The sequence below is a fragment of the Shewanella halotolerans genome (assembly GCF_019457535.1).
Lineage (GTDB): Bacteria > Pseudomonadota > Gammaproteobacteria > Enterobacterales > Shewanellaceae > Shewanella > Shewanella halotolerans.
The window spans coordinates 4,136,113-4,162,440 of the sequence record NZ_CP080417.1; the positions used below are offsets into that span (position 1 = coordinate 4,136,113).

General features: G+C 47.4%; 11 protein-coding genes, 3 tRNA genes and 7 rRNA genes. 9 read left to right on the top strand and 12 right to left on the bottom strand.

Features of this window, described 5'->3' with window-relative positions; translation table 11 throughout:
• Nucleotides 1–51: 51 nt before the first annotated feature.
• The gene (gene ampD / locus K0H81_RS17870) at nucleotides 52–597 is read right to left on the bottom strand and encodes a 1,6-anhydro-N-acetylmuramyl-L-alanine amidase AmpD (protein WP_220059204.1); all 546 of its coding nucleotides are present in this window, start codon (nucleotides 595–597) and stop codon (nucleotides 52–54) included.
• Between the two features lie 446 nt (nucleotides 598–1,043).
• On the opposite strand from ampD, the gene nadC reads away from it, so the two are divergent.
• From nadC to mutT, 9 genes are all read left to right on the top strand, one after another.
• Entirely contained in the window at nucleotides 1,044–1,925 is an 882-nt protein-coding gene (gene nadC / locus K0H81_RS17875; protein ID WP_220059205.1) for a carboxylating nicotinate-nucleotide diphosphorylase, read from the top strand.
• Between the two features lie 937 nt (nucleotides 1,926–2,862).
• Nucleotides 2,863–3,273, top strand: coding sequence for a type IV pilin protein (locus tag K0H81_RS17880; RefSeq protein WP_220059206.1), 411 nt, complete (start codon nucleotides 2,863–2,865; stop codon nucleotides 3,271–3,273).
• Between the two features lie 103 nt (nucleotides 3,274–3,376).
• The gene (pilB, locus tag K0H81_RS17885; RefSeq protein ID WP_220059207.1) at nucleotides 3,377–5,083 is read left to right on the top strand and encodes a type IV-A pilus assembly ATPase PilB; all 1,707 of its coding nucleotides are present in this window, start codon (nucleotides 3,377–3,379) and stop codon (nucleotides 5,081–5,083) included.
• A 26-nt stretch (nucleotides 5,084–5,109) separates the two neighbouring features.
• Complete coding sequence (locus K0H81_RS17890) at nucleotides 5,110–6,375, top strand: type II secretion system F family protein (RefSeq protein WP_220059208.1); 1,266 nt, start codon at nucleotides 5,110–5,112, stop codon at nucleotides 6,373–6,375.
• A gap of 57 nt (nucleotides 6,376–6,432) precedes the next feature.
• Nucleotides 6,433–7,344 carry a prepilin peptidase gene (locus tag K0H81_RS17895; protein WP_220059209.1) on the top strand — a complete coding sequence of 304 codons (912 nt, stop codon included), beginning with the start codon at nucleotides 6,433–6,435 and terminating at the stop codon, nucleotides 7,342–7,344.
• A gap of 20 nt (nucleotides 7,345–7,364) precedes the next feature.
• The gene (coaE, locus tag K0H81_RS17900) at nucleotides 7,365–7,970 is read left to right on the top strand and encodes a dephospho-CoA kinase (protein WP_220059210.1); all 606 of its coding nucleotides are present in this window, start codon (nucleotides 7,365–7,367) and stop codon (nucleotides 7,968–7,970) included.
• Between the two features lie 8 nt (nucleotides 7,971–7,978).
• Nucleotides 7,979–8,713: a cell division protein ZapD gene (gene zapD / locus K0H81_RS17905; RefSeq protein WP_220059211.1), complete on the top strand. Its 735-nt coding sequence runs from the start codon at nucleotides 7,979–7,981 to the stop codon at nucleotides 8,711–8,713.
• 48 nt (nucleotides 8,714–8,761) lie between these two features.
• Nucleotides 8,762–8,974 carry a DNA gyrase inhibitor YacG gene (gene yacG / locus K0H81_RS17910; protein ID WP_041407493.1) on the top strand — a complete coding sequence of 71 codons (213 nt, stop codon included), beginning with the start codon at nucleotides 8,762–8,764 and terminating at the stop codon, nucleotides 8,972–8,974.
• On the top strand, nucleotides 8,975–9,364 hold the full coding sequence (gene mutT, locus K0H81_RS17915; RefSeq protein WP_220059212.1) for an 8-oxo-dGTP diphosphatase MutT: 390 nt from the start codon (nucleotides 8,975–8,977) through the stop codon (nucleotides 9,362–9,364).
• A 1,218-nt stretch (nucleotides 9,365–10,582) separates the two neighbouring features.
• Here the strand turns inward: mutT and rrf (K0H81_RS17920) are convergent.
• The 11 genes from rrf (K0H81_RS17920) to secA all read right to left on the bottom strand — a co-directional run bounded on the left by rrf (K0H81_RS17920) (nucleotide 10,583) and on the right by secA (nucleotide 26,322).
• Nucleotides 10,583–10,698 (bottom strand): 5S ribosomal RNA (gene rrf, locus K0H81_RS17920).
• Between the two features lie 134 nt (nucleotides 10,699–10,832).
• Nucleotides 10,833–13,725: ribosomal RNA gene (locus K0H81_RS17925) — 23S ribosomal RNA — on the bottom strand.
• 280 nt (nucleotides 13,726–14,005) lie between these two features.
• A 16S ribosomal RNA gene (locus tag K0H81_RS17930) occupies nucleotides 14,006–15,548 on the bottom strand.
• Between the two features lie 1,629 nt (nucleotides 15,549–17,177).
• Nucleotides 17,178–17,293, bottom strand: a 5S ribosomal RNA gene (gene rrf, locus K0H81_RS17935).
• 9 nt (nucleotides 17,294–17,302) lie between these two features.
• Nucleotides 17,303–17,378 (bottom strand) — tRNA-Thr (locus tag K0H81_RS17940).
• Between the two features lie 83 nt (nucleotides 17,379–17,461).
• Nucleotides 17,462–17,577: ribosomal RNA gene (gene rrf / locus K0H81_RS17945) — 5S ribosomal RNA — on the bottom strand.
• Between the two features lie 134 nt (nucleotides 17,578–17,711).
• Nucleotides 17,712–20,604, bottom strand: a 23S ribosomal RNA gene (locus tag K0H81_RS17950).
• Nucleotides 20,605–20,877: 273 nt separating this feature from the next.
• A tRNA-Ala gene (locus K0H81_RS17955) sits at nucleotides 20,878–20,953 on the bottom strand.
• 114 nt (nucleotides 20,954–21,067) lie between these two features.
• Nucleotides 21,068–21,144 (bottom strand) — tRNA-Ile (locus K0H81_RS17960).
• A gap of 205 nt (nucleotides 21,145–21,349) precedes the next feature.
• Nucleotides 21,350–22,892 (bottom strand): 16S ribosomal RNA (locus K0H81_RS17965).
• The 16S, 23S and 5S rRNA genes sit together here with 3 tRNA genes alongside, the layout of an rRNA operon.
• 706 nt (nucleotides 22,893–23,598) lie before the next feature.
• Entirely contained in the window at nucleotides 23,599–26,322 is a 2,724-nt protein-coding gene (secA, locus tag K0H81_RS17970; RefSeq protein WP_144201749.1) for a preprotein translocase subunit SecA, read from the bottom strand.
• Between the last annotated feature and the right edge of the window lie 6 nt (nucleotides 26,323–26,328).

Here is a 26,328-nt window from a genome sequence, read left to right on the forward strand (position 1 = left end):
TCCCCTCTCCCTTCCATCTGATTATTGTGTTTGTCGGTCAACTAAACGGTTTTATTCAGTCACTAGGCTGGCGCGATATCTGTGCCAGTCGAAACTCTCGCCCGGATCTGTCTTACGCCCAGGAGCGATATCACAATGCCCGAGGATAAGATTTCTATTGAGCATAGGATATGCGTCAAACAAGACCAAGGTTAATTGCGTGAGCCGCTCATACTGCTCATCGGTATAGGCAAGGCTGTCAGTACCTTCGAGCTCTATACCTATGGCAAAGTCGTTACAACCCGTTCGCCCTGCAAACGAGGAGACGCCGGCATGCCAGGCGCGATCATCACAGCTGACATACTGCACCAACTCGCCATCTCGCCGGATCAGAAAATGCGCCGAGACTTCTAATCCTTGTAGGTCGCAAAAACTCTCATCGGCTTGAGTATCCAAACAACCTTGAAAAAGCTGGTCGATATAGGGCAAACCAAACCGGCCAGCAGGCAGGCTGATATTGTGGATCACCAGCAGGCTCACCTCATCATCTGGACGGGCATTAAAATGTGGCGAGACACACTGTCGACACTCTCGAATCCAACCTTTATGCAATGTCATGTTACCCACAGACCAATCTACCTCCAAACAATATCAAGCCGTTAGCACTTTAACCCAATTCGGATGATAGCCGCCAGTCACACGAGACCAATGATTACAAATCGGCACAAATTGCGTCTATCTTCACCGCGTAATGCTAAATATCCCTGCTTTTTCAATCAGGGATTTGTTACTATTAACGGCATATAGCTAAGTGCTCGCAGCCTTTGAATCAAGAGAGATAACCCATTCGAGCTTAAGTGTAATACCAATCACAGTAAGTATGTGATCAGAAATAGCGCAGAAAAAACGCTTGAGAACAAAGCAAGATTTTTAGATAAGCAGTTATTCTACAATTAAAAATATTAATGTAGTTATCGAGCGTTTTAACAAGCTAGAATGATCAATTGTTTATTACGATTGGTATAAGCTCAGGGAATGCGGCGAGCCGCCATGAGGAAAGAAAGATGCTGGAAAATGACATTAGATTAGCCGTCAAAGTCGCACTCGAAGAAGATTTAGGTTTTCAGGCCGATTCAAATCTTACCGCCGAAGAAAAGTTAAGCCTGGATATCACGGCTCAGCTTATTCCTAGTGATAAGTATGCACAGGCTAGCTTGATCACCCGCGAAGAAGGGGTCTTTTGTGGTAAGGCCTGGGCAGAACAAGTCTTTAACCAGCTAGGTGGTGAAGTTGCCTTGCACTGGCATGTGGACGATGGCGATCTCGTCTTACCAAACCAAGTGTTATGTGAAATGTCAGGTTCCGCCCGAGCCATCCTGACCGGTGAGCGCACCGCGATGAACTTCATCCAGACACTATCTGGCGTTGCCACCCTAACCAAACTCTATGTCGACAGACTGGCGGGCACTCACTGCAAGCTATTAGATACCCGCAAGACTATTCCGGGTCTACGCACGGCACAAAAATATGCCGTCACCTGCGGCGGTGGCAAGAACCATCGTATAGGTCTGTTCGATGCCTTCCTGATCAAGGAAAATCACATCATGGCCAGTGGCTCAATTGCCTCTGCAATTAATGCCGCCCGTAGGCTTGCCAGCGACAAGCTAGTGGAGGTCGAAGTCGAAAGCATAGATGAACTCAAGCAGGCGCTCGACGCAGGCGCCGATATCGTTATGCTCGACAATTTTGACGTCACCATGATGATAGAGGCGGTAGAGCTAAATAATAGCTATAACGAAAACCAGCGGGTAAAACTCGAGGTATCGGGCAACGTGACGCTAGACACCATCTCAGATTATGCCAAGACAGGCATAGACTACATCTCGGTCGGAGCCCTAACCAAACACGTCAAGGCACTGGATTTGTCGCTACGACTCAAAGACTAATTGATCGTGATTGGAAAGTAGATAGCAAACCGAATGCTCAGCTTAATCCCCTTCATTCGAGCTGAGCAACATTTGCGCAACAAATCCTATTACCACTAAATCTTGTACGTAAAATGAGCGGGCCAAATGCGGTGTTTTAACCGCTATAAAATTGACACTACTATCTCGATCGCCAATTTTTCAGTCAAAGTCATAATTACGCTATAACTTTTTTTACAAAAAAAAACTTTATTAGACAAATTCACCATTAAATTAGTACTTTGATGCGATTTACGGTTCCCTTTTTATTAACTTTGTACTAACTTTGGCTTTAGGCGAGATGGCCCTTTCGGCCAGCTTACCATGAAGGTAAACCGACTTAGTAAGTCGAAAGCATTAATTATCGTTAATTGAGGATTTTCTAGACTAGCGACAAGTTCAATGAAACATGTCATTAACACTTTCATATTAACTGGAAGCGTTATGCAAGAGTGCCACTGAATGAGTAGCAGCAAATTAGCTGTGCTGGATTAGACGAGAAACATTAATTGTAACATGATGATTTTGACAAGCTAAATTGCCAAATGGTGCAGTTTGCCGATTGAAGATAAATCAAACTTAGAGTGAAAGCCGAAAATGAAAAGTAAGCCATGGTAAAACTACCTAAGCACTTAACTCATTCAGGAATTCATAAAATACTAGTTGATAGCAATAACGATTTGACCAAGGACGATGTCTTAAGCTAGGTAGGAGCAAGCTGACCGAAGAGGTTTCAGCAGCTTATTCGAAAGAAAGGGTCTTAGCCATAGAGCAGATAAGTTGCGGTAATTGAGTAGTGTTTCGCAACAAGTTTGGCTATAACTAAAGGGCTAACTACTAGAATATGAAGTGCTGTTATCCTAAAAAATCAGCATTGAGACAAGTCGAGTCAGAGTTCTGTCAAATGGAGAGAGTAAAAATGAAAGGTTTCAAAAAGACTAACGCTAAGGGTTTCACCCTGATTGAATTAATGATCGTTGTTGCAATCATCGGTATTCTCGCCGCAGTTGCACTACCCGCCTACAGGGAATATGTTGCAACGTCACATGGTGGCGCTTCAATGAAAGGCTTAGCCGGTTACGTAACTAAGGCCCAAGCATGTATTCAGACTGGAGTAGGCTGCACTTCTATAGGTACTGAAATAACTAACGATAGTAAAATTACTGCTACTCCAGCAGTCGCCGAAGCAACAGCAACATCTCTAGTTTATGACGATGCAACCTGTTCTGTTACAGCAACTATTGGAGCTGACGGCGCATTGTCTTATTCAGCAACTTCTACTGGTGCAGGTGCTACTGCAGCACAATGTCAAGAAGGTGCAGGTCTGTAATAAGTCGCAAAATGACACAAAGAGACTATTTGTGTAGTCTCTTTGTTCTAATAATAGAATAGTCATCTTTATCCTATTAAAGTAACTATCTTCAAGGTCTTAAATGCCAACAACTGGTCTGCATCTCGGTCTATCAACGTTATTTATTCGCAAACAATTGTTAAGCGAAGAGCAAATTTCATCAGCAATAACCAAATCTCGCCAGTCAAAACAATCTTTAGTTTCAACCATAGTATCTGAAAAGCTTATTTCAGCTAGAGAGATAGCAGAGCTATGCTATGAGGAGTACGGTACTCCCCTACTCGATCTTAACGAATTTGATATCAGTGGTATTCCAGAAGACTTCATCAACAAAAAGTTAATTGAAAAACATAAGTGTCTTCCATTATTCAAGCGTGGAAACCGTCTGTATATAGGGACTTCCGATCCTACCAATATTGCAGCATTAGAAGACTTTCAATTTAGTGCAGGGTTACATGCGGAGGCGATTCTCGTTGAAGATGACAAACTAACAGTCGCTCTTGAGAAGGTGTTAGAAGAAGATATCTCTGCGCTCGATTTAGATGGCATAGATGAAGATTCACTATCCGGCATTGAAATTACAGATACCGACAAGCGCCAGGAAGAACAAGGCGATGCTAGTGACGATGCTCCTATCGTCATCTATATCAATAAAATCCTCACAGATGCCATACGAAAGGGTGCTTCTGACTTACACTTTGAGCCATATGAAAAACGCTATCGCATTAGATTTCGTATTGACGGCATTCTACACGAAGTCTCTGAACCCCCCGTTAATTTAGCAGGACGTATCTCCGCGCGTCTAAAAGTAATGTCTAAGCTCGATATTGCAGAGCGCCGCGTCCCTCAAGATGGTCGAATCAAGATGAAACTGTCTCGCACAAAGTCTATCGACTTTCGTGTCAGCACCTTGCCCACCATCTGGGGTGAAAAAATCGTAATGCGTATCTTGGACTCATCTTCTGCACAGCTAGGTATCGAAAAGCTCGGATATGAAGATGACCAAAGGGCACTGTACGAGGAAATGTTAGCCAAACCGCAAGGAATGATCTTAGTCACAGGGCCAACAGGTTCGGGAAAAACGGTCTCCCTTTACACTGGACTCAATATCCTAAATACAGAAGAACGCAACATATCTACAGCAGAAGATCCTGTTGAAATAAACTTGGAAGGCGTGAACCAAGTTCACATTAACCTAAAAGCAGGCCTTACTTTCGCCTCAGCTCTACGCTCTTTCTTACGTCAAGATCCAGATGTGGTGATGGTGGGTGAGATACGTGATTTAGAAACGGCAGAAATTGCGATCAAGGCTGCTCAAACGGGTCACTTGGTATTATCAACACTCCATACCAACTCCGCCGCAGAAACCCTCACACGTCTGATCAATATGGGGGTCCCCGGATATAACATTGCTAGCTCAGTCAACCTGATTATTGCTCAACGTCTCGCCCGAAGACTCTGCACCGAATGTCGTCACCCAGAAGAAGTACCGGAACATGAACTAATCAATTTGGGCTTTACCCAGGCTCAAATTGATAATGGATTCACTGTTTATAAACCCGTTGGCTGTGACCTCTGCTCCGGTGGATACAAAGGCCGCGTGGGTATTTACGAAGTAATGAAGATGTCAGATGAAATTGCCCGTACTATTATGGAAGGAGGCAATTCACTGCAAATAGCCAGCCAAGCAAAAGAACAAGGCATGCGAGATCTTAGAGAGTCTGGATTACGCAAGGTCATTGCAGGCGTGACGAGTATCGCCGAAATAAACCGTGTTACAAGCTTCTAATACATTTTAATCTCTGAGGACTTTCCATGGCTAGCGCATCACTCGCAAAAGCAAAAAGCAAAAAGGAAAAGACAGCCAAAGCGCAACCCAAAGTTGTCACCTTCGAATGGAAAGGTACAAACCGTGATGGAAAGAAAACTTCCGGTGAATTAAGAGGCATTTCATCTGCTGAAATTAAAGCTCAGCTAAAATCCCAAGGAGTGAATCCCAAGGTAGTCAAAAAGAAAGCTGACCCTCTATTCAAAAATGACCCTAAAATCAGAGCGATGGATATCGCTATGATCACTCGTCAAATTGCAACCATGCTAGCTGCTGGCGTGCCAATTGTAACAACACTCGAAATGCTTGGAAGAAGTCATGAAAAACCCAAAATGCGTGAGTTGTTAGGTGCTATCGTTAACGATGTACAGTCAGGAATTCCACTCTCAGACTCTTTAAGACCTCATAGACAATATTTCGATGATCTATACGTTGACCTTGTCGCTGCTGGCGAACACTCTGGCTCATTAGATGCTGTATTCGATCGTATTGCCACCTACCGAGAAAAAGCAGAAGCCCTAAAATCAAAAATTAAAAAAGCCATGTTTTACCCTGCAGCAGTGGTAGTAGTCGCTATAGGTGTAACAGCATTATTATTGCTCATGGTTGTTCCTCAATTTGAAGAGATCTTTAAAGGTTTTGGAGCAGAGCTCCCCGCCTTTACTCAGATGATTGTCGGCATATCAAGATGGTTACAATCCTCTTGGTATTTCTTCGTAATTGGATTAATCATTTTCGTCTTCATGTTTAGAAGAGCACATCTTACGTCTCAACACTTTCGTGATCGAGTCGACGAGTTTGTTTTAAAGATCCCAGCTATTGGCCCCATCCTCCATAAAGCGGCTATGGCAAGATTTGCTCGCACCCTTGCAACCACCTTTGCAGCTGGTGTACCTCTTATTGATGGACTGGAATCAGCTGCCGGGGCATCTGGCAATTATGTTTATCGTAGTGCGCTTCATAAAGTTAGAACTGAGGTTATGTCAGGTATGCAGATGAATGTTGCAATGCGTACTACGGAGCTTTTTCCCGATATGCTCATCCAGATGGTCATGATTGGTGAAGAATCCGGCGGACTCGACGAGATGCTCAACAAAGTCGCTAATATTTATGAAATGCAGGTTGATGATGCCGTTGACGGCCTATCTAGCCTCATTGAGCCTATCATGATGGTCGTTATTGGTACACTCGTCGGAGGCTTAATTGTAGGTATGTATCTTCCTATTTTCCAACTAGGTAAAGTAGTTGGTTAATAATTTAATTTTAAAACTAGTCCAGAAGACTATTACTTTATTACAGCCAACACTAAAATGACAGAATCTCTCCAATTAATGGCTCAGTACCCTTTGCTGTTTGCCGCAATTTCCTTTGTCTTCGCCTCTACAATTGGCAGTTTTTTAAATGTGGTGATTCATCGCCTTCCCGTGATGATGAAAAGAGAGTGGCAGCTAGAATGTAACCAATATCTCGATGAATACCACAACGCAACCGTTGCGGATATTAAAGATAAATTAGCTCAGCCGATCGATGACTATCCAGAAAAATACAATCTTGTGGTACCTGGCTCTGCCTGCCCAAAATGTAAAACAAGCATAAAGCCTTGGCATAATCTACCAGTATTAGGCTGGTTGATGCTTGGTGGGAAATGCGCTCATTGTAAAGCACGTATCTCAGCAAGATACCCAGTCATTGAAGCCTTAACTGGATTAGCGGTTGCCTATCTGGCCTACCATTTTGGCCCAACTTGGCAATTTGTCTTTGCCACCATTCTGACCTTTGGTCTAGTAGCCTTAACAGGAATAGATCTCGATGAGATGCTGCTGCCGGATCAGATCACTTTGCCACTCTTATGGATTGGCCTACTTATAAATCTAAATGGCACCTTTGTCTCGATTACAGATGCGGTCATTGGCGCTTCTGCAGGCTATATGAGCCTTTGGAGCGTGTTCTGGGGATTCAAAATATTAACCGGCAAGGAAGGTATGGGTTATGGCGACTTTAAGCTATTAGCCGTATTCGGTGCCTGGTTTGGCTGGCAATTACTGCCCCTCATCATCCTGTTATCCTCCATTGTCGGCGCACTAGTTGGCTTGCTGCTCATCGTCAATAAGAAAATCAATTCTGGCAACCCCATACCATTTGGCCCTTATATCGCCTTAGCAGGTTGGATAGCCATGATTTGGGGTGAGAAAATCGTAAACTGGTACCTATCTACCTTATAGGCGTTAGCTAAGAAAAAATCATGTCGAAATTTGTTGTAGGCCTCACCGGCGGAATAGGAAGCGGCAAGACGACTGTCGCCAACTTGTTTGGTGAAATGGGTATCGATCTTGTTGACGCAGATGTTGTCAGCAGAGAGGTTGTCACAAAGGGAAGTATAGGGCTAACCGAAATTGCTCACCATTTTGGTCCAAGCGTCCTCCTCGAAGATGGTGAGCTCAATCGCACCGCTTTAAGAGAAAAAATTTTTAACGACCCATCCGCAAGAGAGTGGTTGAATAACCTCCTCCACCCGTTAATTCGGACGGAAATGTTAACACAATTGCAAAATGCGACTTCAGCCTACGCAATTTTAGTTGTCCCCTTGCTATTTGAGAACGGTTTAGATAGGTTAGTCAATTGCACTTTAGTGGTTGATATTTCGCCAGAGTTACAAATAAAGCGAACCACTGAAAGGGATGCTGTCGATGCGCAGCAAGTAAAAAATATAATAGCTAGCCAGGCAAGCAGAGACGAAAAACTATCTAAAGCCGATGATGTTATCGATAATCAAGGTGATATTTCGGCATTAAAAGAAAAAGTCACTGCATTACATAATAAATACATAAAATTAGCCGCTCAGACTTAATAATCGTCATGAATGAATTGATCTATGAACAACCGCTAAACGAGAAGACTCGAAGCTACCTTAGGCTAGAGTACCTCGCTAATCAGGTGCGAAGTAATTTAGATCAAGACCATCAACACCGCTGTTTTTACCCGTTATTTTCTCTTTGTGAACTCACCGAACGTTGTGACTATCGCAGTGAAATTATAAAAGACATCGATAAGCAGCTAATAAACCTAAAAAAATGGCAGCACTTGCCCCACATCGATGAACAGCAGGTAGAAGGCTATATCGATCAGATGCAAGAGGCGAGAATTAAGCTCATCCGCTGCGAACGACCCGGTCAAAAACTAAAGCAAGACAGATTTCTCTCAGCCTTACGCCAGCGATTTGGCATGCCAGGAGCCTGCTGTAACTTCGATCTCCCCCAGCTACATTACTGGTTAGCCAAACCCTGGGAAGTACGCCAGCAAGAGTACAAGAACTGGACAGAACATTTCGAATGCCTGTTGACGCCAATTAAGTTACTGCTAGAGCTCACCCGTAAAACAACCGTTTATAACCCTGCAACAGCCACCGCTGGCTTTTATCAAGGATCGAGCACTCAAGCCCTCTCACTTATCCGAGTGAAGATAGATCCCGCTCAAGGATGCTATCCCACCATCAGTGGCAACCGTAACCGCTACGCCATACATTTCGTCTTATTTGACCAACAAAAACACTCAGACAGATCGATAGACTTTATGTTGGCAACCTGCACCTAAAGTGGTTTACCATAGCCGACTGTTACAAATCGGCCAATGGGAATGATTATGCCAACCACAGTTAAGTGCCCTACCTGCCAGAAAGAGGTGCTTTGGTCAAAAGAATCTCAATTTAAACCCTTCTGCAGTGAAAGATGTAAGCTGATCGACCTTGGCGACTGGGCATCAGAAAAGCACGCCATCCCAGTAAAGCCCGAGTTTGATCCCGAAGCCCTAGATTCACTAGGCTATGAAGAAGCAGACTTTTTTAAGGATCACTAAATGAAACGTGTGCACGTCGCGGTAGGTATAGTATTCGATGACCAGGAGCAGATCTTACTTGCCAAACGTCCAGATCATCTACACCAAGGTGGGAAGTGGGAATTTCCTGGTGGTAAGGTCGAATCCGGTGAAACAACCTCCGAAGCGCTGATTAGAGAGTTAAGGGAGGAGGTTGCAATAAAAGTTACCTCCACAAGCCCCTTAATGGCAATTTCCCACGATTATCCGGATAAACAGGTATATCTTGACATCCACACAGTAAAATCCTTTTCTGGTGAAGCTCAAGGGCTTGAAGGCCAAGAGGTAAAATGGGCTAGACTCGACGAGCTCAAAGACTATGACTTTCCAGAAGCCAATACACCCATCATAGAAAAGCTACTCTCTTTATAGCAACGAATTGCAAAGCCCGAAAATCAGCTCGGGCTTTTACCCTCTCTTCCTAACAAATCACAATCTCTATCAACACATCACTCCCCGAAGAAGGAGCTTCTCGAATAATTACGATCGATATGAGATAAATGACTTATACAATGGCTTTAATTGAAATCTCCATCACTCACCAAACAATCATCAGCCAGACACCATTAAACCTCATTAGCTAGTGTCATAATGGTATTGAAAAACCACGCATCGGGCCAAATAGAATCTCAGTTGCTAGCTTCATCCCAGACTCCGTCTTGTTACCCGTCACGAATGCGAAATATACAGACTTAGTCAGATTTATCATTCGCCGTCTTTTACTTGAGAGCAAATTCAGCCCCTTATCAAGCAATACCTATAGGCTTCAAACTAGAAACTCCACCGTGTTTAATAAAGAAAATTAAGATCTCTCACATGGGGGCGTGAGGCATCCGCGTATCAAGCTAAGCATGATGGATGACTGGAGTGCGAAGCATCTAGGCTGCGAGCGGGGGGCAAGGCACATGAATGTGTCGAATGGCATAAACGCAGTATGCAGTTTATGGGCAAGCTCAGCGGTAATATTAGGCACCTGTCATAGTCATAGTCATATTCAAATCAAATATCAGGTGGTTATTAACGACTCATCTCACATGGGGGCGGAGAAGCCCTGCTATAGATGCGTAGCATCTAAGGGCTTTGTAGCGCGAAGCTGCTAGGCTGCGAGCCGGGGGGGCAAGGCACATGGATGTGCCGAATGCCATAAACGCAGGATGCAGTTTATGGCCAAGCTCAGCGGTGGGGCGACGTCGAGAGTAGGCATTCATGCCTACATAAGTGAAGAAGCCACCTTATTCAGATGGCTTCTTCACTTATGTAGGCGCCTGTCATGGCCAGCTTCGAGCATGCCGCCATGGATGGCGGCAATTAGAATAACGCAGGAGCAGTTATCGAAGCTCTCCGCGTTCAGCCCTTGCATCAAACTTAGTTTGATAAACGCAAGAGCTTCACCATACGACCACCACGGACGGTGGAAGTGTCGATAATGCAGGATGCAATTATCGACCAATCACATGGAAATGCACCTCACTACGTTCGGGCTCTTTATATTCCCCATGTTCGAGTTGATATTTCAAAGGCTGTTAAACGAAAAAATCCCCAACACTAGGTGCTGGGGATTTATCGACTCTCTTTCGAGAATAAATAGGCGCCTGGAAATGACCTACTCTCACATGGGGAGACCCCACACTACCATCGGCGCGATTGCGTTTCACTTCTGAGTTCGGGATGGGATCAGGTGGGACCACAATGCTATGGTTTCCAGACAAATTTGGAAATTCGGAAAGCTGTACTCTTTATTTAAGAGTCAATTTGAGTTCGGACTTCAATCAAGTACTTTTGTATTCTTTTGATTTTCGTAAACCATTACTTACTTTGCAGTAAAACCCTTTTGGGTTGTATGGTTAAGCCTCACGAGTCATTAGTACAGGTTAGCTCAACGCCTCACAACGCTTACACACCCTGCCTATCAACGTCCTAGTCTCGGACGGCTCTTTAGAGACCTTAAAGGTCTAGGGATGACTCATCTTAGGGCTCGCTTCCCGCTTAGATGCTTTCAGCGGTTATCGATTCCGAACGTAGCTACCGGGCAATGCCATTGGCATGACAACCCGAACACCAGCGGTTCGTCCACTCCGGTCCTCTCGTACTAGGAGCAGCTCCCTTCAATCATCCAACGCCCACGGCAGATAGGGACCGAACTGTCTCACGACGTTCTGAACCCAGCTCGCGTACCACTTTAAATGGCGAACAGCCATACCCTTGGGACCGACTTCAGCCCCAGGATGTGATGAGCCGACATCGAGGTGCCAAACACCGCCGTCGATATGAACTCTTGGGCGGTATCAGCCTGTTATCCCCGGAGTACCTTTTATCCGTTGAGCGATGGCCCTTCCATTCAGAACCACCGGATCACTATGACCTGCTTTCGCACCTGCTCGACGTGTATGTCTCGCAGTTAAGCTGGCTTATGCCATTGCACTAACCGTACGATGTCCGACCGTACTTAGCCAACCTTCGTGCTCCTCCGTTACTCTTTGGGAGGAGACCGCCCCAGTCAAACTACCCACCAGGCACTGTCCTCAACCCCGATTCAGGGGCCAGAGTTAGAACATCAACACTACAAGGGTGGTATTTCAAGGATGACTCCACGAGAACTGGCGTTCCCGCTTCAAAGTCTCCCACCTATCCTACACATGTAGGGTCAATGTTCAGTGCCAAGCTATAGTAAAGGTTCACGGGGTCTTTCCGTCTAGCCGCGGGTATACGGCATCTTCACCGCAATTTCAACTTCACTGAGTCTCGGCTGGAGACAGCGTGGCCATCATTACGCCATTCGTGCAGGTCGGAACTTACCCGACAAGGAATTTCGCTACCTTAGGACCGTTATAGTTACGGCCGCCGTTTACCGGGGCTTCGATCATGAGCTTCTCCGAAGATAACCCAATCAATTAACCTTCCGGCACCGGGCAGGCGTCACACCGTATACTTCCTCTTGCGAGTTTGCACAGTGCTGTGTTTTTGATAAACAGTTGCAGCCACCTGGTATCTGCGACTCCCGTCAGCTTAGAGAGCAAGTCTCATCACCAACAGGAGCGTACCTTCTCCCGAAGTTACGGTACCATTTTGCCTAGTTCCTTCAGCCGAGTTCTCTCAAGCGCCTTGGTATTCTCTACCCGACCACCTGTGTCGGTTTGGGGTACGATTCCTACTAACCTGAAGCTTAGAAGATTTTCCTGGAAGCATGGCATCAACTACTTCATCACCGTAGTGACTCGTCATCAACTCTCAGTATTAGGTACCCGGATTTGCCTAAGTACCCTACCTACAGCCTTAAACGCGGACAACCAACGCCGCGCTAGCCTAGCCTTCTCCGTCTCTCCATCGCAGTTAGCAGAAGTACGGGAATATTAACCCGTTTCCCATCGACTACGCCTTTCGGCCTCGCCTTAGGGGTCGACTCACCCTGCCCCGATTAACGTTGGACAGGAACCCTTGGTCTTTCGGCGAGGAGGTTTTTCACCCCCTTTATCGTTACTCATGTCAGCATTCGCACTTCTGATACCTCCAGCGTGGGTTACCCCTTCACCTTCAACGGCTTACAGAACGCTCCTCTACCGCACTAGCGCAAGCGCTAGTACCCATAGCTTCGGTGTATTGCTTAGCCCCGTTATATCTTCCGCGCAGGCCGACTCGACTAGTGAGCTATTACGCTTTCTTTAAATGATGGCTGCTTCTAAGCCAACATCCTAGCTGTCTAAGCCTTCCCACATCGTTTCCCACTTAGCAATAACTTTGGGACCTTAGCTGATGGTCTGGGTTGTTTCCCTTTTCACGACGGACGTTAGCACCCGCCGTGTGTCTCCCGAGTAGTACTCATTGGTATTCGGAGTTTGCAAAGGGTTGGTAAGTCGGGATGACCCCCTAGCCTTAACAGTGCTCTACCCCCAATGGTATTCGCTCGAGGCGCTACCTAAATAGCTTTCGAGGAGAACCAGATATCTCCCGGTTTGATTGGCCTTTCACCCCCAGCCACAAGTCATCACCGCATTTTTCAACATACGTGTGTTCGGTCCTCCAGTTGATGTTACTCAACCTTCAACCTGCCCATGGCTAGATCACCGGGTTTCGGGTCTACACCTTGCAACTAAACGCGCAGTTAACACTCGGTTTCCCTACGGCTCCGCTATTCGCTTAACCTCGCTACAAAATGTAAGTCGCTGACCCATTATACAAAAGGTACGCAGTCACGGTCTCAAGAACCGCTCCCACTGCTTGTACGTATACGGTTTCAGGTTCTATTTCACTCCCCTCACAGGGGTTCTTTTCGCCTTTCCCTCACGGTACTGGTTCACTATCGGTCAGTCAGGAGTATTTAGCCTTGGAGGATGGTCCCCCCATATTCGAACAAGATATCACGTGTCCCGTCCTACTCGTTTTCACCTAAAGTTAGTTTTCATGTACGGGGCTATCACCCTGTATCGCTGTGCTTTCCAACACATTCCACTAACACCCTCTAGGCTTAAGGGCTAATCCCCGTTCGCTCGCCGCTACTAGGGGAATCTCGGTTGATTTCTTTTCCTAAGGGTACTTAGATGTTTCAGTTCCCCTCGTTCGCCTCATTAAGCTATGTATTCACTTAATGATGACACCTTATGGTGCCGGGTTTCCCCATTCGGACATCGTTAGCTCAAATGCTTGTTACTAGCTCGCCAACGCTTTTCGCAAGTTACTACGTCCTTCATCGCCTCTGACTGCCAAGGCATCCACCGTATACGCTTAGTCACTTAACCATACAACCCAAATGAGTTTCATCTGAGTCGCATCGCAACTAACGGTTTCTACTTTCGCCAAAAGAATACTCAAGTCACTTGATTAAAGTGTGTTTTGAGAACTCAATTATTTTTCGCGCTAATGCTACAAACAGCGATAAATCGCCATCCCTTTCACATTAACACTATCAGCTTTCCAAATTTTTAAAGAACAAGCATCGTCGCTCGGACGTGCCACTCGCTCTAACAAGAACAAGTTATCTGTGTGAACACTCAACAAATATCAATTCAATCGTATAGGTAAGGAGGTGATCCAGCCCCAGGTTCCCCTAGGGCTACCTTGTTACGACTTCACCCCAGTCATGAACCACACCGTGGTAAACGCCCTCCCGAAGGTTAAGCTATCTACTTCTGGTGCAGCCCACTCCCATGGTGTGACGGGCGGTGTGTACAAGGCCCGGGAACGTATTCACCGTGGCATTCTGATCCACGATTACTAGCGATTCCGACTTCATGGAGTCGAGTTGCAGACTCCAATCCGGACTACGACCGGCTTTGTGAGATTAGCTCCACCTCGCGGCTTCGCAACCCTCTGTACCGACCATTGTAGCACGTGTGTAGCCCTACTCGTAAGGGCCATGATGACTTGACGTCGTCCCCACCTTCCTCCGGTTTATCACCGGCAGTCTCCCTAAAGTTCCCGGCATTACCCGCTGGCAAGTAAGGATAAGGGTTGCGCTCGTTGCGGGACTTAACCCAACATTTCACAACACGAGCTGACGACAGCCATGCAGCACCTGTCTCAGAGTTCCCGAAGGCACCAATCCATCTCTGGAAAGTTCTCTGGATGTCAAGAGTAGGTAAGGTTCTTCGCGTTGCATCGAATTAAACCACATGCTCCACCGCTTGTGCGGGCCCCCGTCAATTCATTTGAGTTTTAACCTTGCGGCCGTACTCCCCAGGCGGTCTACTTAATGCGTTAGCTTGAGAACCCAGTGTTCAAGACACCAAATTCCGAGTAGACATCGTTTACGGCGTGGACTACCAGGGTATCTAATCCTGTTTGCTCCCCACGCTTTCGTACCTGAGCGTCAGTCTTTGTCCAGGGGGCCGCCTTCGCCACCGGTATTCCTTCAGATCTCTACGCATTTCACCGCTACACCTGAAATTCTACCCCCCTCTACAAGACTCTAGTTGACCAGTTCGAAATGCAGTTCCCAGGTTAAGCCCGGGGCTTTCACATCTCGCTTAATCAACCGCCTGCGTACGCTTTACGCCCAGTAATTCCGATTAACGCTTGCACCCCTCGTATTACCGCGGCTGCTGGCACGAAGTTAGCCGGTGCTTCTTCTGCGAGTAACGTCACAGCTAACGGGTATTAACCGTTAACCTTTCCTCCTCGCTGAAAGTGCTTTACAACCCGAAGGCCTTCTTCACACACGCGGCATGGCTGCATCAGGCTTGCGCCCATTGTGCAATATTCCCCACTGCTGCCTCCCGTAGGAGTCTGGGCCGTGTCTCAGTCCCAGTGTGGCTGATCATCCTCTCAGAACAGCTAGGGATCGTCGCCTAGGTGAGCCATTACCTCACCTACTAGCTAATCCCACCTAGGTACATCCAATCGCAGAAGGTCCGAAGAGCCCCTCTTTTCCCCCGTAGGGCGTATGCGGTATTAGCAGTCGTTTCCAACTGTTATCCCCCTCGACTGGGCAGTTCCCTAGGCATTACTCACCCGTCCGCCGCTCGTCAGCAAAGTAGCAAGCTACTTCCTGTTACCGCTCGACTTGCATGTGTTAGGCCTGCCGCCAGCGTTCAATCTGAGCCATGATCAAACTCTTCAATTAAAAGTTTTTTTGCCCCACTCTTTATTCAAAAGGAAGCGACTCAATGAATTCTGATTCATCACTTAGACTCGGAAGAATCTAAGGATGTTTGTACATATTGCTATGAACACTCACTATCTCTAGTGAAACTAGATTTAGTAAATCATGCATTGAGATTTAAATCGTTTTCGATTAACTCAATACCTGTGAGTGTCCACACAGATTTCTTGTTTTATCTTGTTAAAGAACGTTTGCCTCATACTGGACTCCAGCGGGCTAGGGCTGCGTATTCTACGCTTCTCCCTGTCGGCGTCAAGCGATTTTTTCAAAAGATTTTTAAGTGGTTAATTACTGTGCTTTCGCGTTGTAACTACCGACTTAAAAACTCGAACCGCTTATCCCCTTGACTCGACCTTGGTTGCTTACTCACTTGGTAAGTAGCGCCGTTTGCCGTGTCAGTGGGAGCGCATTATAGGGAGCCAAATCTTTTGCGCAAGGGCTTTTTTCAATAAAAATGAACTTATTTTTTATACCTGACATAAGCACACTCTTTGCACCAATTACGCACAACGTTATCCACAAAATCGATAATTGAAGCAATGACACAAGCTGTTCATTGCTTATCTTCAAACACAGCAAACTTGCTAATAAAAGAGTCTTGAGCGCTGACAAACCTATTCACTTTCTATAAACAAAAGGAAATAACTATCGCCTTAACGGCCGGAATAAACATCTACCCATCGCTTCTCCGGTAAAAATTAAGGCAACTAAGAGGTAGAGATAGAAATAGAGATAGAGATAGGCTTGCCTTAGGAGGAGTTCTGATACTAGGCATGCCGTTAAATGAGGAAATAGGTATCCACTGAGCATTTAACGAATTGCTTCACAATGAATGTTCAAAAGCGGTAAGGAATGTAAATTAACTCTAGAACAGTACAAACAACTTTGCTCAATGAAACATTACGCTATTACGGTCAATTTAACTAAAGAGATGAAGAACTTTTTGGATCTTTAGCGCCTATCATGGACAGCTTCAGCCAAGCTCTCCAAATCCTCCATCTTCTGCACCAAATTGCATTTGATCGACGCAAATTCTTCTCTCCTATTCCGCTATGATTTGTGGACATGTCGATTTAGCAGTATCCATTTATCGATCTATCACATGAGGCGTAAGAAATCTGCTTACCGAACTCATCTTGATAGTTGACTAGATCTTGAAGGCCCTGAAGGCTAGGCTGCAAGCTGAGAAGCAAGAGCGCCATGGACGGCGGAAGTGTCGGCATTGCAGAATGCATTATCAACTTCTGCATGGGATTGCACCTCACTCGTGAGGACGATTTACCTCCCCCATGTTCGAGTGAGATTCCTCGTTATTAGACGCCTTAAAATAACCTGCTCGGTTCGTGAAGCGAATACGCGGGGGGTGAAAGTAAGGCTCTTTGAATAAGCATTACTTAGCCTGACTTGAACACGGAGAAGCTATGCTTCGCGGCCTATTACAAGGCACATGGATGTACCGAATGTCATAAGCTCAGGATACGGTTTATCACCACGCCTGGCGGCGGGGCGACATCGGGGTAAGTTTTTTCTCAGAGTGTAGAAAGCAAAAAGCCCTAGCGTTTTAGGCTAGGGCTTTTTGCTATATTAGGCGCCTGGAAATGACCTACTCTCACATGGGGAGACCCCACACTACCATCGGCGCGATTGCGTTTCACTTCTGAGTTCGGGATGGGATCAGGTGGGACCACAATGCTATGGTTTCCAGACAAATTTAGTGGTGCTGATACCCAGAATCGAACTGGGGACCTCATCCTTACCAAGGATGCGCTCTACCGACTGAGCCATATCAGCACAAAACTGTTAAATAACTATGCGTCTTACTCTAAATGCGCTTGGTTATTTTGCTTATACCTTAAAGGTTAAGCGAAATTAATGTCTGGAAATGACCTACTCTCACATGGGGAGACCCCACACTACCATCGGCGCGATTGCGTTTCACTTCTGAGTTCGGGATGGGATCAGGTGGGACCACAATGCTATGGTTTCCAGACAAATTTGGAAATTCGGAAAGCTGTACTCTTTATTTAAGAGTCAATTTGAGTTCGGACTTCAATCAAGTACTTTTGTATTCTTTTGATTTTCGTAAACCATTACTTACTTTGCAGTAAAACCCTTTTGGGTTGTATGGTTAAGCCTCACGAGTCATTAGTACAGGTTAGCTCAACGCCTCACAACGCTTACACACCCTGCCTATCAACGTCCTAGTCTCGGACGGCTCTTTAGAGACCTTAAAGGTCTAGGGATGACTCATCTTAGGGCTCGCTTCCCGCTTAGATGCTTTCAGCGGTTATCGATTCCGAACGTAGCTACCGGGCAATGCCATTGGCATGACAACCCGAACACCAGCGGTTCGTCCACTCCGGTCCTCTCGTACTAGGAGCAGCTCCCTTCAATCATCCAACGCCCACGGCAGATAGGGACCGAACTGTCTCACGACGTTCTGAACCCAGCTCGCGTACCACTTTAAATGGCGAACAGCCATACCCTTGGGACCGACTTCAGCCCCAGGATGTGATGAGCCGACATCGAGGTGCCAAACACCGCCGTCGATATGAACTCTTGGGCGGTATCAGCCTGTTATCCCCGGAGTACCTTTTATCCGTTGAGCGATGGCCCTTCCATTCAGAACCACCGGATCACTATGACCTGCTTTCGCACCTGCTCGACGTGTATGTCTCGCAGTTAAGCTGGCTTATGCCATTGCACTAACCGTACGATGTCCGACCGTACTTAGCCAACCTTCGTGCTCCTCCGTTACTCTTTGGGAGGAGACCGCCCCAGTCAAACTACCCACCAGGCACTGTCCTCAACCCCGATTCAGGGGCCAGAGTTAGAACATCAACACTACAAGGGTGGTATTTCAAGGATGACTCCACGAGAACTGGCGTTCCCGCTTCAAAGTCTCCCACCTATCCTACACATGTAGGGTCAATGTTCAGTGCCAAGCTATAGTAAAGGTTCACGGGGTCTTTCCGTCTAGCCGCGGGTATACGGCATCTTCACCGCAATTTCAACTTCACTGAGTCTCGGCTGGAGACAGCGTGGCCATCATTACGCCATTCGTGCAGGTCGGAACTTACCCGACAAGGAATTTCGCTACCTTAGGACCGTTATAGTTACGGCCGCCGTTTACCGGGGCTTCGATCATGAGCTTCTCCGAAGATAACCCAATCAATTAACCTTCCGGCACCGGGCAGGCGTCACACCGTATACTTCCTCTTGCGAGTTTGCACAGTGCTGTGTTTTTGATAAACAGTTGCAGCCACCTGGTATCTGCGACTCCCGTCAGCTTAGAGAGCAAGTCTCATCACCAACAGGAGCGTACCTTCTCCCGAAGTTACGGTACCATTTTGCCTAGTTCCTTCAGCCGAGTTCTCTCAAGCGCCTTGGTATTCTCTACCCGACCACCTGTGTCGGTTTGGGGTACGATTCCTACTAACCTGAAGCTTAGAAGATTTTCCTGGAAGCATGGCATCAACTACTTCATCACCGTAGTGACTCGTCATCAACTCTCAGTATTAGGTACCCGGATTTGCCTAAGTACCCTACCTACAGCCTTAAACGCGGACAACCAACGCCGCGCTAGCCTAGCCTTCTCCGTCTCTCCATCGCAGTTAGCAGAAGTACGGGAATATTAACCCGTTTCCCATCGACTACGCCTTTCGGCCTCGCCTTAGGGGTCGACTCACCCTGCCCCGATTAACGTTGGACAGGAACCCTTGGTCTTTCGGCGAGGAGGTTTTTCACCCCCTTTATCGTTACTCATGTCAGCATTCGCACTTCTGATACCTCCAGCGTGGGTTACCCCTTCACCTTCAACGGCTTACAGAACGCTCCTCTACCGCACTAGCGCAAGCGCTAGTACCCATAGCTTCGGTGTATTGCTTAGCCCCGTTATATCTTCCGCGCAGGCCGACTCGACTAGTGAGCTATTACGCTTTCTTTAAATGATGGCTGCTTCTAAGCCAACATCCTAGCTGTCTAAGCCTTCCCACATCGTTTCCCACTTAGCAATAACTTTGGGACCTTAGCTGATGGTCTGGGTTGTTTCCCTTTTCACGACGGACGTTAGCACCCGCCGTGTGTCTCCCGAGTAGTACTCATTGGTATTCGGAGTTTGCAAAGGGTTGGTAAGTCGGGATGACCCCCTAGCCTTAACAGTGCTCTACCCCCAATGGTATTCGCTCGAGGCGCTACCTAAATAGCTTTCGAGGAGAACCAGATATCTCCCGGTTTGATTGGCCTTTCACCCCCAGCCACAAGTCATCACCGCATTTTTCAACATACGTGTGTTCGGTCCTCCAGTTGATGTTACTCAACCTTCAACCTGCCCATGGCTAGATCACCGGGTTTCGGGTCTACACCTTGCAACTAAACGCGCAGTTAACACTCGGTTTCCCTACGGCTCCGCTATTCGCTTAACCTCGCTACAAAATGTAAGTCGCTGACCCATTATACAAAAGGTACGCAGTCACGGTCTCAAGAACCGCTCCCACTGCTTGTACGTATACGGTTTCAGGTTCTATTTCACTCCCCTCACAGGGGTTCTTTTCGCCTTTCCCTCACGGTACTGGTTCACTATCGGTCAGTCAGGAGTATTTAGCCTTGGAGGATGGTCCCCCCATATTCGAACAAGATATCACGTGTCCCGTCCTACTCGTTTTCACCTAAAGTTAGTTTTCATGTACGGGGCTATCACCCTGTATCGCTGTGCTTTCCAACACATTCCACTAACACCCTCTAGGCTTAAGGGCTAATCCCCGTTCGCTCGCCGCTACTAGGGGAATCTCGGTTGATTTCTTTTCCTAAGGGTACTTAGATGTTTCAGTTCCCCTCGTTCGCCTCATTAAGCTATGTATTCACTTAATGATGACACCTTATGGTGCCGGGTTTCCCCATTCGGACATCGTTAGCTCAAATGCTTGTTACTAGCTCGCCAACGCTTTTCGCAAGTTACTACGTCCTTCATCGCCTCTGACTGCCAAGGCATCCACCGTATACGCTTAGTCACTTAACCATACAACCCAAATGAGTTTCATCTGAGTCGCATCGCAACTAACGGTTTCTACTTTCGCCAAAAGAATACTCAAGTCACTTGATTAAAGTGTGTTTTGAGAACTCAATTATTTTTCGCGCTAATGCTACAAACAGCGATAAATCGCCATCCCTTTCACATTAACACTATCAGCTTTCCAAATTTTTAAAGAGCGGGCTTAAAAAAGCCAAAGATAAATTCTGCATTTATCTTTGGCATCTCTAACCATAACTGCATGCTCTCTTCAAGAGCAAATGGTGGAGCTATGCGGGATCGAACCGCAGACCTCCTGCGTGCAAGGCAGGCGCTCTCCCAGCTGAGCTATAGCCCCATTACATGCAGCGAACAAAGTATACCATTGCCAATTCGAGTTGAAACAAGGCATGTATTGAGGACGTTTAGCCTGCTAAACGACAAAATACATAACGCAGTATCAACGAAGAATTGGTGGGTCAGAGTGGACTTGAACCACCGACCTCACCCTTATCAGGGGTGCGCTCTAACCAGCTGAGCTACAGACCCATTTATACTTGTTTCTTTGCTCCATCGCGTTGTTGTTTTTCATTACTCACTCAGTCATGTAGTTATCTACATTCTTTCGTTCGCAACTCAAACGCCTAGCGCTGAAACAAATTAACAGCGTCTAAATAGACGTGTATATCTTTGCTCTATCTTCTATCAAGTAATCTGTGTGAACACTCAACAAATATCAATTCAATCGTATAGGTAAGGAGGTGATCCAGCCCCAGGTTCCCCTAGGGCTACCTTGTTACGACTTCACCCCAGTCATGAACCACACCGTGGTAAACGCCCTCCCGAAGGTTAAGCTATCTACTTCTGGTGCAGCCCACTCCCATGGTGTGACGGGCGGTGTGTACAAGGCCCGGGAACGTATTCACCGTGGCATTCTGATCCACGATTACTAGCGATTCCGACTTCATGGAGTCGAGTTGCAGACTCCAATCCGGACTACGACCGGCTTTGTGAGATTAGCTCCACCTCGCGGCTTCGCAACCCTCTGTACCGACCATTGTAGCACGTGTGTAGCCCTACTCGTAAGGGCCATGATGACTTGACGTCGTCCCCACCTTCCTCCGGTTTATCACCGGCAGTCTCCCTAAAGTTCCCGGCATTACCCGCTGGCAAGTAAGGATAAGGGTTGCGCTCGTTGCGGGACTTAACCCAACATTTCACAACACGAGCTGACGACAGCCATGCAGCACCTGTCTCAGAGTTCCCGAAGGCACCAATCCATCTCTGGAAAGTTCTCTGGATGTCAAGAGTAGGTAAGGTTCTTCGCGTTGCATCGAATTAAACCACATGCTCCACCGCTTGTGCGGGCCCCCGTCAATTCATTTGAGTTTTAACCTTGCGGCCGTACTCCCCAGGCGGTCTACTTAATGCGTTAGCTTGAGAACCCAGTGTTCAAGACACCAAATTCCGAGTAGACATCGTTTACGGCGTGGACTACCAGGGTATCTAATCCTGTTTGCTCCCCACGCTTTCGTACCTGAGCGTCAGTCTTTGTCCAGGGGGCCGCCTTCGCCACCGGTATTCCTTCAGATCTCTACGCATTTCACCGCTACACCTGAAATTCTACCCCCCTCTACAAGACTCTAGTTGACCAGTTCGAAATGCAGTTCCCAGGTTAAGCCCGGGGCTTTCACATCTCGCTTAATCAACCGCCTGCGTACGCTTTACGCCCAGTAATTCCGATTAACGCTTGCACCCCTCGTATTACCGCGGCTGCTGGCACGAAGTTAGCCGGTGCTTCTTCTGCGAGTAACGTCACAGCTAACGGGTATTAACCGTTAACCTTTCCTCCTCGCTGAAAGTGCTTTACAACCCGAAGGCCTTCTTCACACACGCGGCATGGCTGCATCAGGCTTGCGCCCATTGTGCAATATTCCCCACTGCTGCCTCCCGTAGGAGTCTGGGCCGTGTCTCAGTCCCAGTGTGGCTGATCATCCTCTCAGAACAGCTAGGGATCGTCGCCTAGGTGAGCCATTACCTCACCTACTAGCTAATCCCACCTAGGTACATCCAATCGCAGAAGGTCCGAAGATCCCCTCTTTTCCCCCGTAGGGCGTATGCGGTATTAGCAGTCGTTTCCAACTGTTATCCCCCTCGACTGGGCAGTTCCCTAGGCATTACTCACCCGTCCGCCGCTCGTCAGCAAAGTAGCAAGCTACTTCCTGTTACCGCTCGACTTGCATGTGTTAGGCCTGCCGCCAGCGTTCAATCTGAGCCATGATCAAACTCTTCAATTAAAAGTTTTTTTGCCCCACTCTTTATTCAAAAGGAAGCGACTCAATGAATTCTGATTCATCACTTAGACTCGGAAGAATCTAAGGATGTTTGTACATATTGCTATGAACACTCACTATCTCTAGTGAAACTAGATTTAGTAAATCATGCATTGAGATTTAAATCGTTTTCGATTAACTCAATACCTGTGAGTGTCCACACAGATTACTTGATAAATTGTTAAAGAGCGTTAGCACATCCCGGTGATTCCCGAGTGGCTAGGGCTGCGTATTCTACGCAATCCCTTGTTCGCGTCAAGCAGTTTTTGCAAACTTTTTGAGGCTTCACTTTTCAGTGACTGACCATCTTATTGCCTTAGCTACCAAGTGTTTCGACGCTGCGTTGTCTGCTTTGCCGTGTCAGTGGATGCGCATTATAGGCAGTTCTGATTTGGGCGCAAGTGGTTTTTTAAGAAAAATCAGACTTTTTTCGATCTTTTTAGATAGTCACATCATACGCACTATTTACCCCCAAAGTTATCCACAAATATTGGCATTTAGGCCAATTTTATGCCTGCTGGTCATGGAAACTCGGGGATCAAAAAAGCCATCCTAAGGATGGCTTTATATTATGTTTGGCTAAATCAGCCCACTTACTAAGTTATAGCTTAGCTAATGTTTTTGTTTAACTAATGCTGTTGCTTAACTAATGCTTTTACTTAACTTAGTCTTAGCTCAACTTGCCGTGGCACTGCTTATACTTACGTCCCGAACCACAAGGACAAGGATCGTTACGGCCAACCTTCTCCCCCTCACGAACCACAGGCTGAGTCGCGGCCAAGGCTTGTGCCTCTTCTGCACCCACGAGGGCTTCGGCTTCGGCGTGCTGATAATCGCGGCGCACCTTAGCTTCTTCCTGGCGACGACGCTCTTCCATCTCTTCGACATCAGACTGAGCCTGAACCTGTACCTTAGAGAGAATACTGATCACGTCATGCTTTAAAGATTCCAACATCTGCTGGAACAGCTCGAAGGACTCACGCTTATACTCTTGCTTAGGATTCTTCTGTGCATAGCCACGTAGGTGGATACCCTGACGCAGATGATCCATCGCCGCCAGATGCTCCTTCCACAGGCCATCCAGGGTCTGCAGCATTACGGCCTTCTCGAATTGACGTAGCACCTGGGCACCGACCATCTCTTCTTTAGCCTTATAAGCCTTCACCCAGATCTCGACGATACGCTCACGCAGCGTCTCTTCGTGCAGGTCGTCTTCCTTATCCAACCACTCTTGGACTGGCATTCTTAGCGCGTACTCTTGCTCGAGCCGCGTCTCTAGGCCGGCGATGTCCCACAACTCTTCCACCGATTGCGGTGGAATGTACTGATCGATAAGACCATTAACCACATCGGCCTGGATATTAACGATAGTGTCTTGAATACTTTCGGCATCCATCAACTCGTTACGCTGAGCATATACTACCTGACGTTGGTCGTTGGCCACGTCATCGAACTCAAGCAGTTGCTTACGGATATCGAAGTTACGTGCCTCAACCTTACGCTGGGCATTTTCAATCGCGCGAGACACCCATGGATGCTCAATCGCTTCACCTTTCTCCATGCCAAGCTTCTTCATCATAGATGAGACACGCTCAGAGGCGAAGATACGCATCAAGCTATCTTCCATCGACAGATAGAAGCGTGATGAACCTGCATCACCCTGACGACCCGAACGGCCACGTAGCTGGTTATCGATACGACGCGACTCATGACGCTCGGTACCTAGAATATGCAGACCACCGGCGGCAACCACTTCGTCGTGGCGCACCTGCCAATCGGCCTTGATTTTGGCTTTCTGCTCGGCAGTTGGATTCTCGAGGGCATCGATCTCCATGTTCCAGTTACCGCCTAACACGATATCGGTACCACGACCGGCCATGTTAGTTGCGATGGTCACCGCACCACTGCGACCCGCCTGGGCAACGATCTCGGCTTCACGCTCGTGGAACTTAGCGTTAAGTACCTCGTGAGGGATCTTAGCCTTCTTGAGCATGCTATGGAGCAACTCAGATTGTTCGATAGAGACTGTACCCACCAATACAGGTTGGCCTCGATCACGACAATCTATGATGTCTTTGATGATGGCATCGTACTTCTCTTCCGCCGTCAGATAGACCAGATCCGCGTGGTCCTTACGAACCATAGGACGGTTGGTCGGGATAACTACGGTATCCAGTCCATAGATGTGCTGGAATTCGAACGCTTCGGTATCGGCAGTACCTGTCATACCGGCCAGCTTTTCATACTGACGGAAGAAGTTCTGGAAGGTGATAGACGCCAGCGTCTGGTTTTCATTTTGAATATGAACCCCTTCTTTGGCTTCTACCGCCTGGTGCAGACCTTCCGACCAGCGACGACCCGGCATGGTACGACCCGTATGCTCATCGACGATGATCACTTCGTTGTCCTGTACTATGTAGTCGACATCTTTTTCAAACAGGGTATGAGCGCGTAGCGCCGCGTTGACATGATGCAGCAGTGAGATATTAGCCGCAGAATAGAGCGAATCACCTTCGGCCAACATGCCACGTTCGGTCAACAGGACTTCTACCTTCTCCTGACCACGCTCCGTCATATGAACCTGCTTGGCCTTCTCATCGATAGAGTAATCGCCATCGCCGATCTCTTCCTCGGTATCTTCCTTGTCCTGACGGATAAGGTGAGGGATCAGGGTGTTGATCTTGATATAAAGCTCAGAGCTGTCTTCTGCGGCGCCCGAGATGATCAGTGGCGTACGCGCCTCATCGATCAGAATCGAGTCGACCTCATCGATCAGTGCATAATGCAGCGGGCGCTGCACGCGCTCGTTTGGCGAGAATGCCATGTTGTCGCGCAGGTAATCGAAACCAAATTCGTTGTTGGTACCATAGGTAATGTCAGACGCGTAGGCCATCTTCTTCTCGGCCTGACCCATACCGGCGATGTTCACGCCGACTGTCATACCCAGGAATTCAAATAGAGGGCGGTTATTTTCCGCGTCGCGACGGGCAAGGTAGTCGTTCACTGTGATCACGTGAACCCCTTTGCCGGTCAAGGCATTCAAATAGGCAGGGAGAGTTGCGGTCAGCGTCTTACCTTCACCGGTACGCATCTCGGCGATACGGTTACTGTCCAGTACCATACCACCCAGTAGCTGCACGTCGAAGTGACGCATCTCAAACACACGCTTAGAGGCTTCGCGCACTACGGCAAAGGCTTCCGGCATGACGTCGTCCAGCGTCTGGCCCGATTCCAATCGCTCCTTAAACTCGGCCGTCTTGGCCTTGAGTTCCTCGTCGGACAACTTCTCAAAATCCGCTTCGAGGGCATTAATCTTTGTGACAATCTTACCGAGAGTTTTTAGGGTGCGATCGTTACGACTACCAAATATTTTTGTCAGTAATTTACCAAACATCTGAAC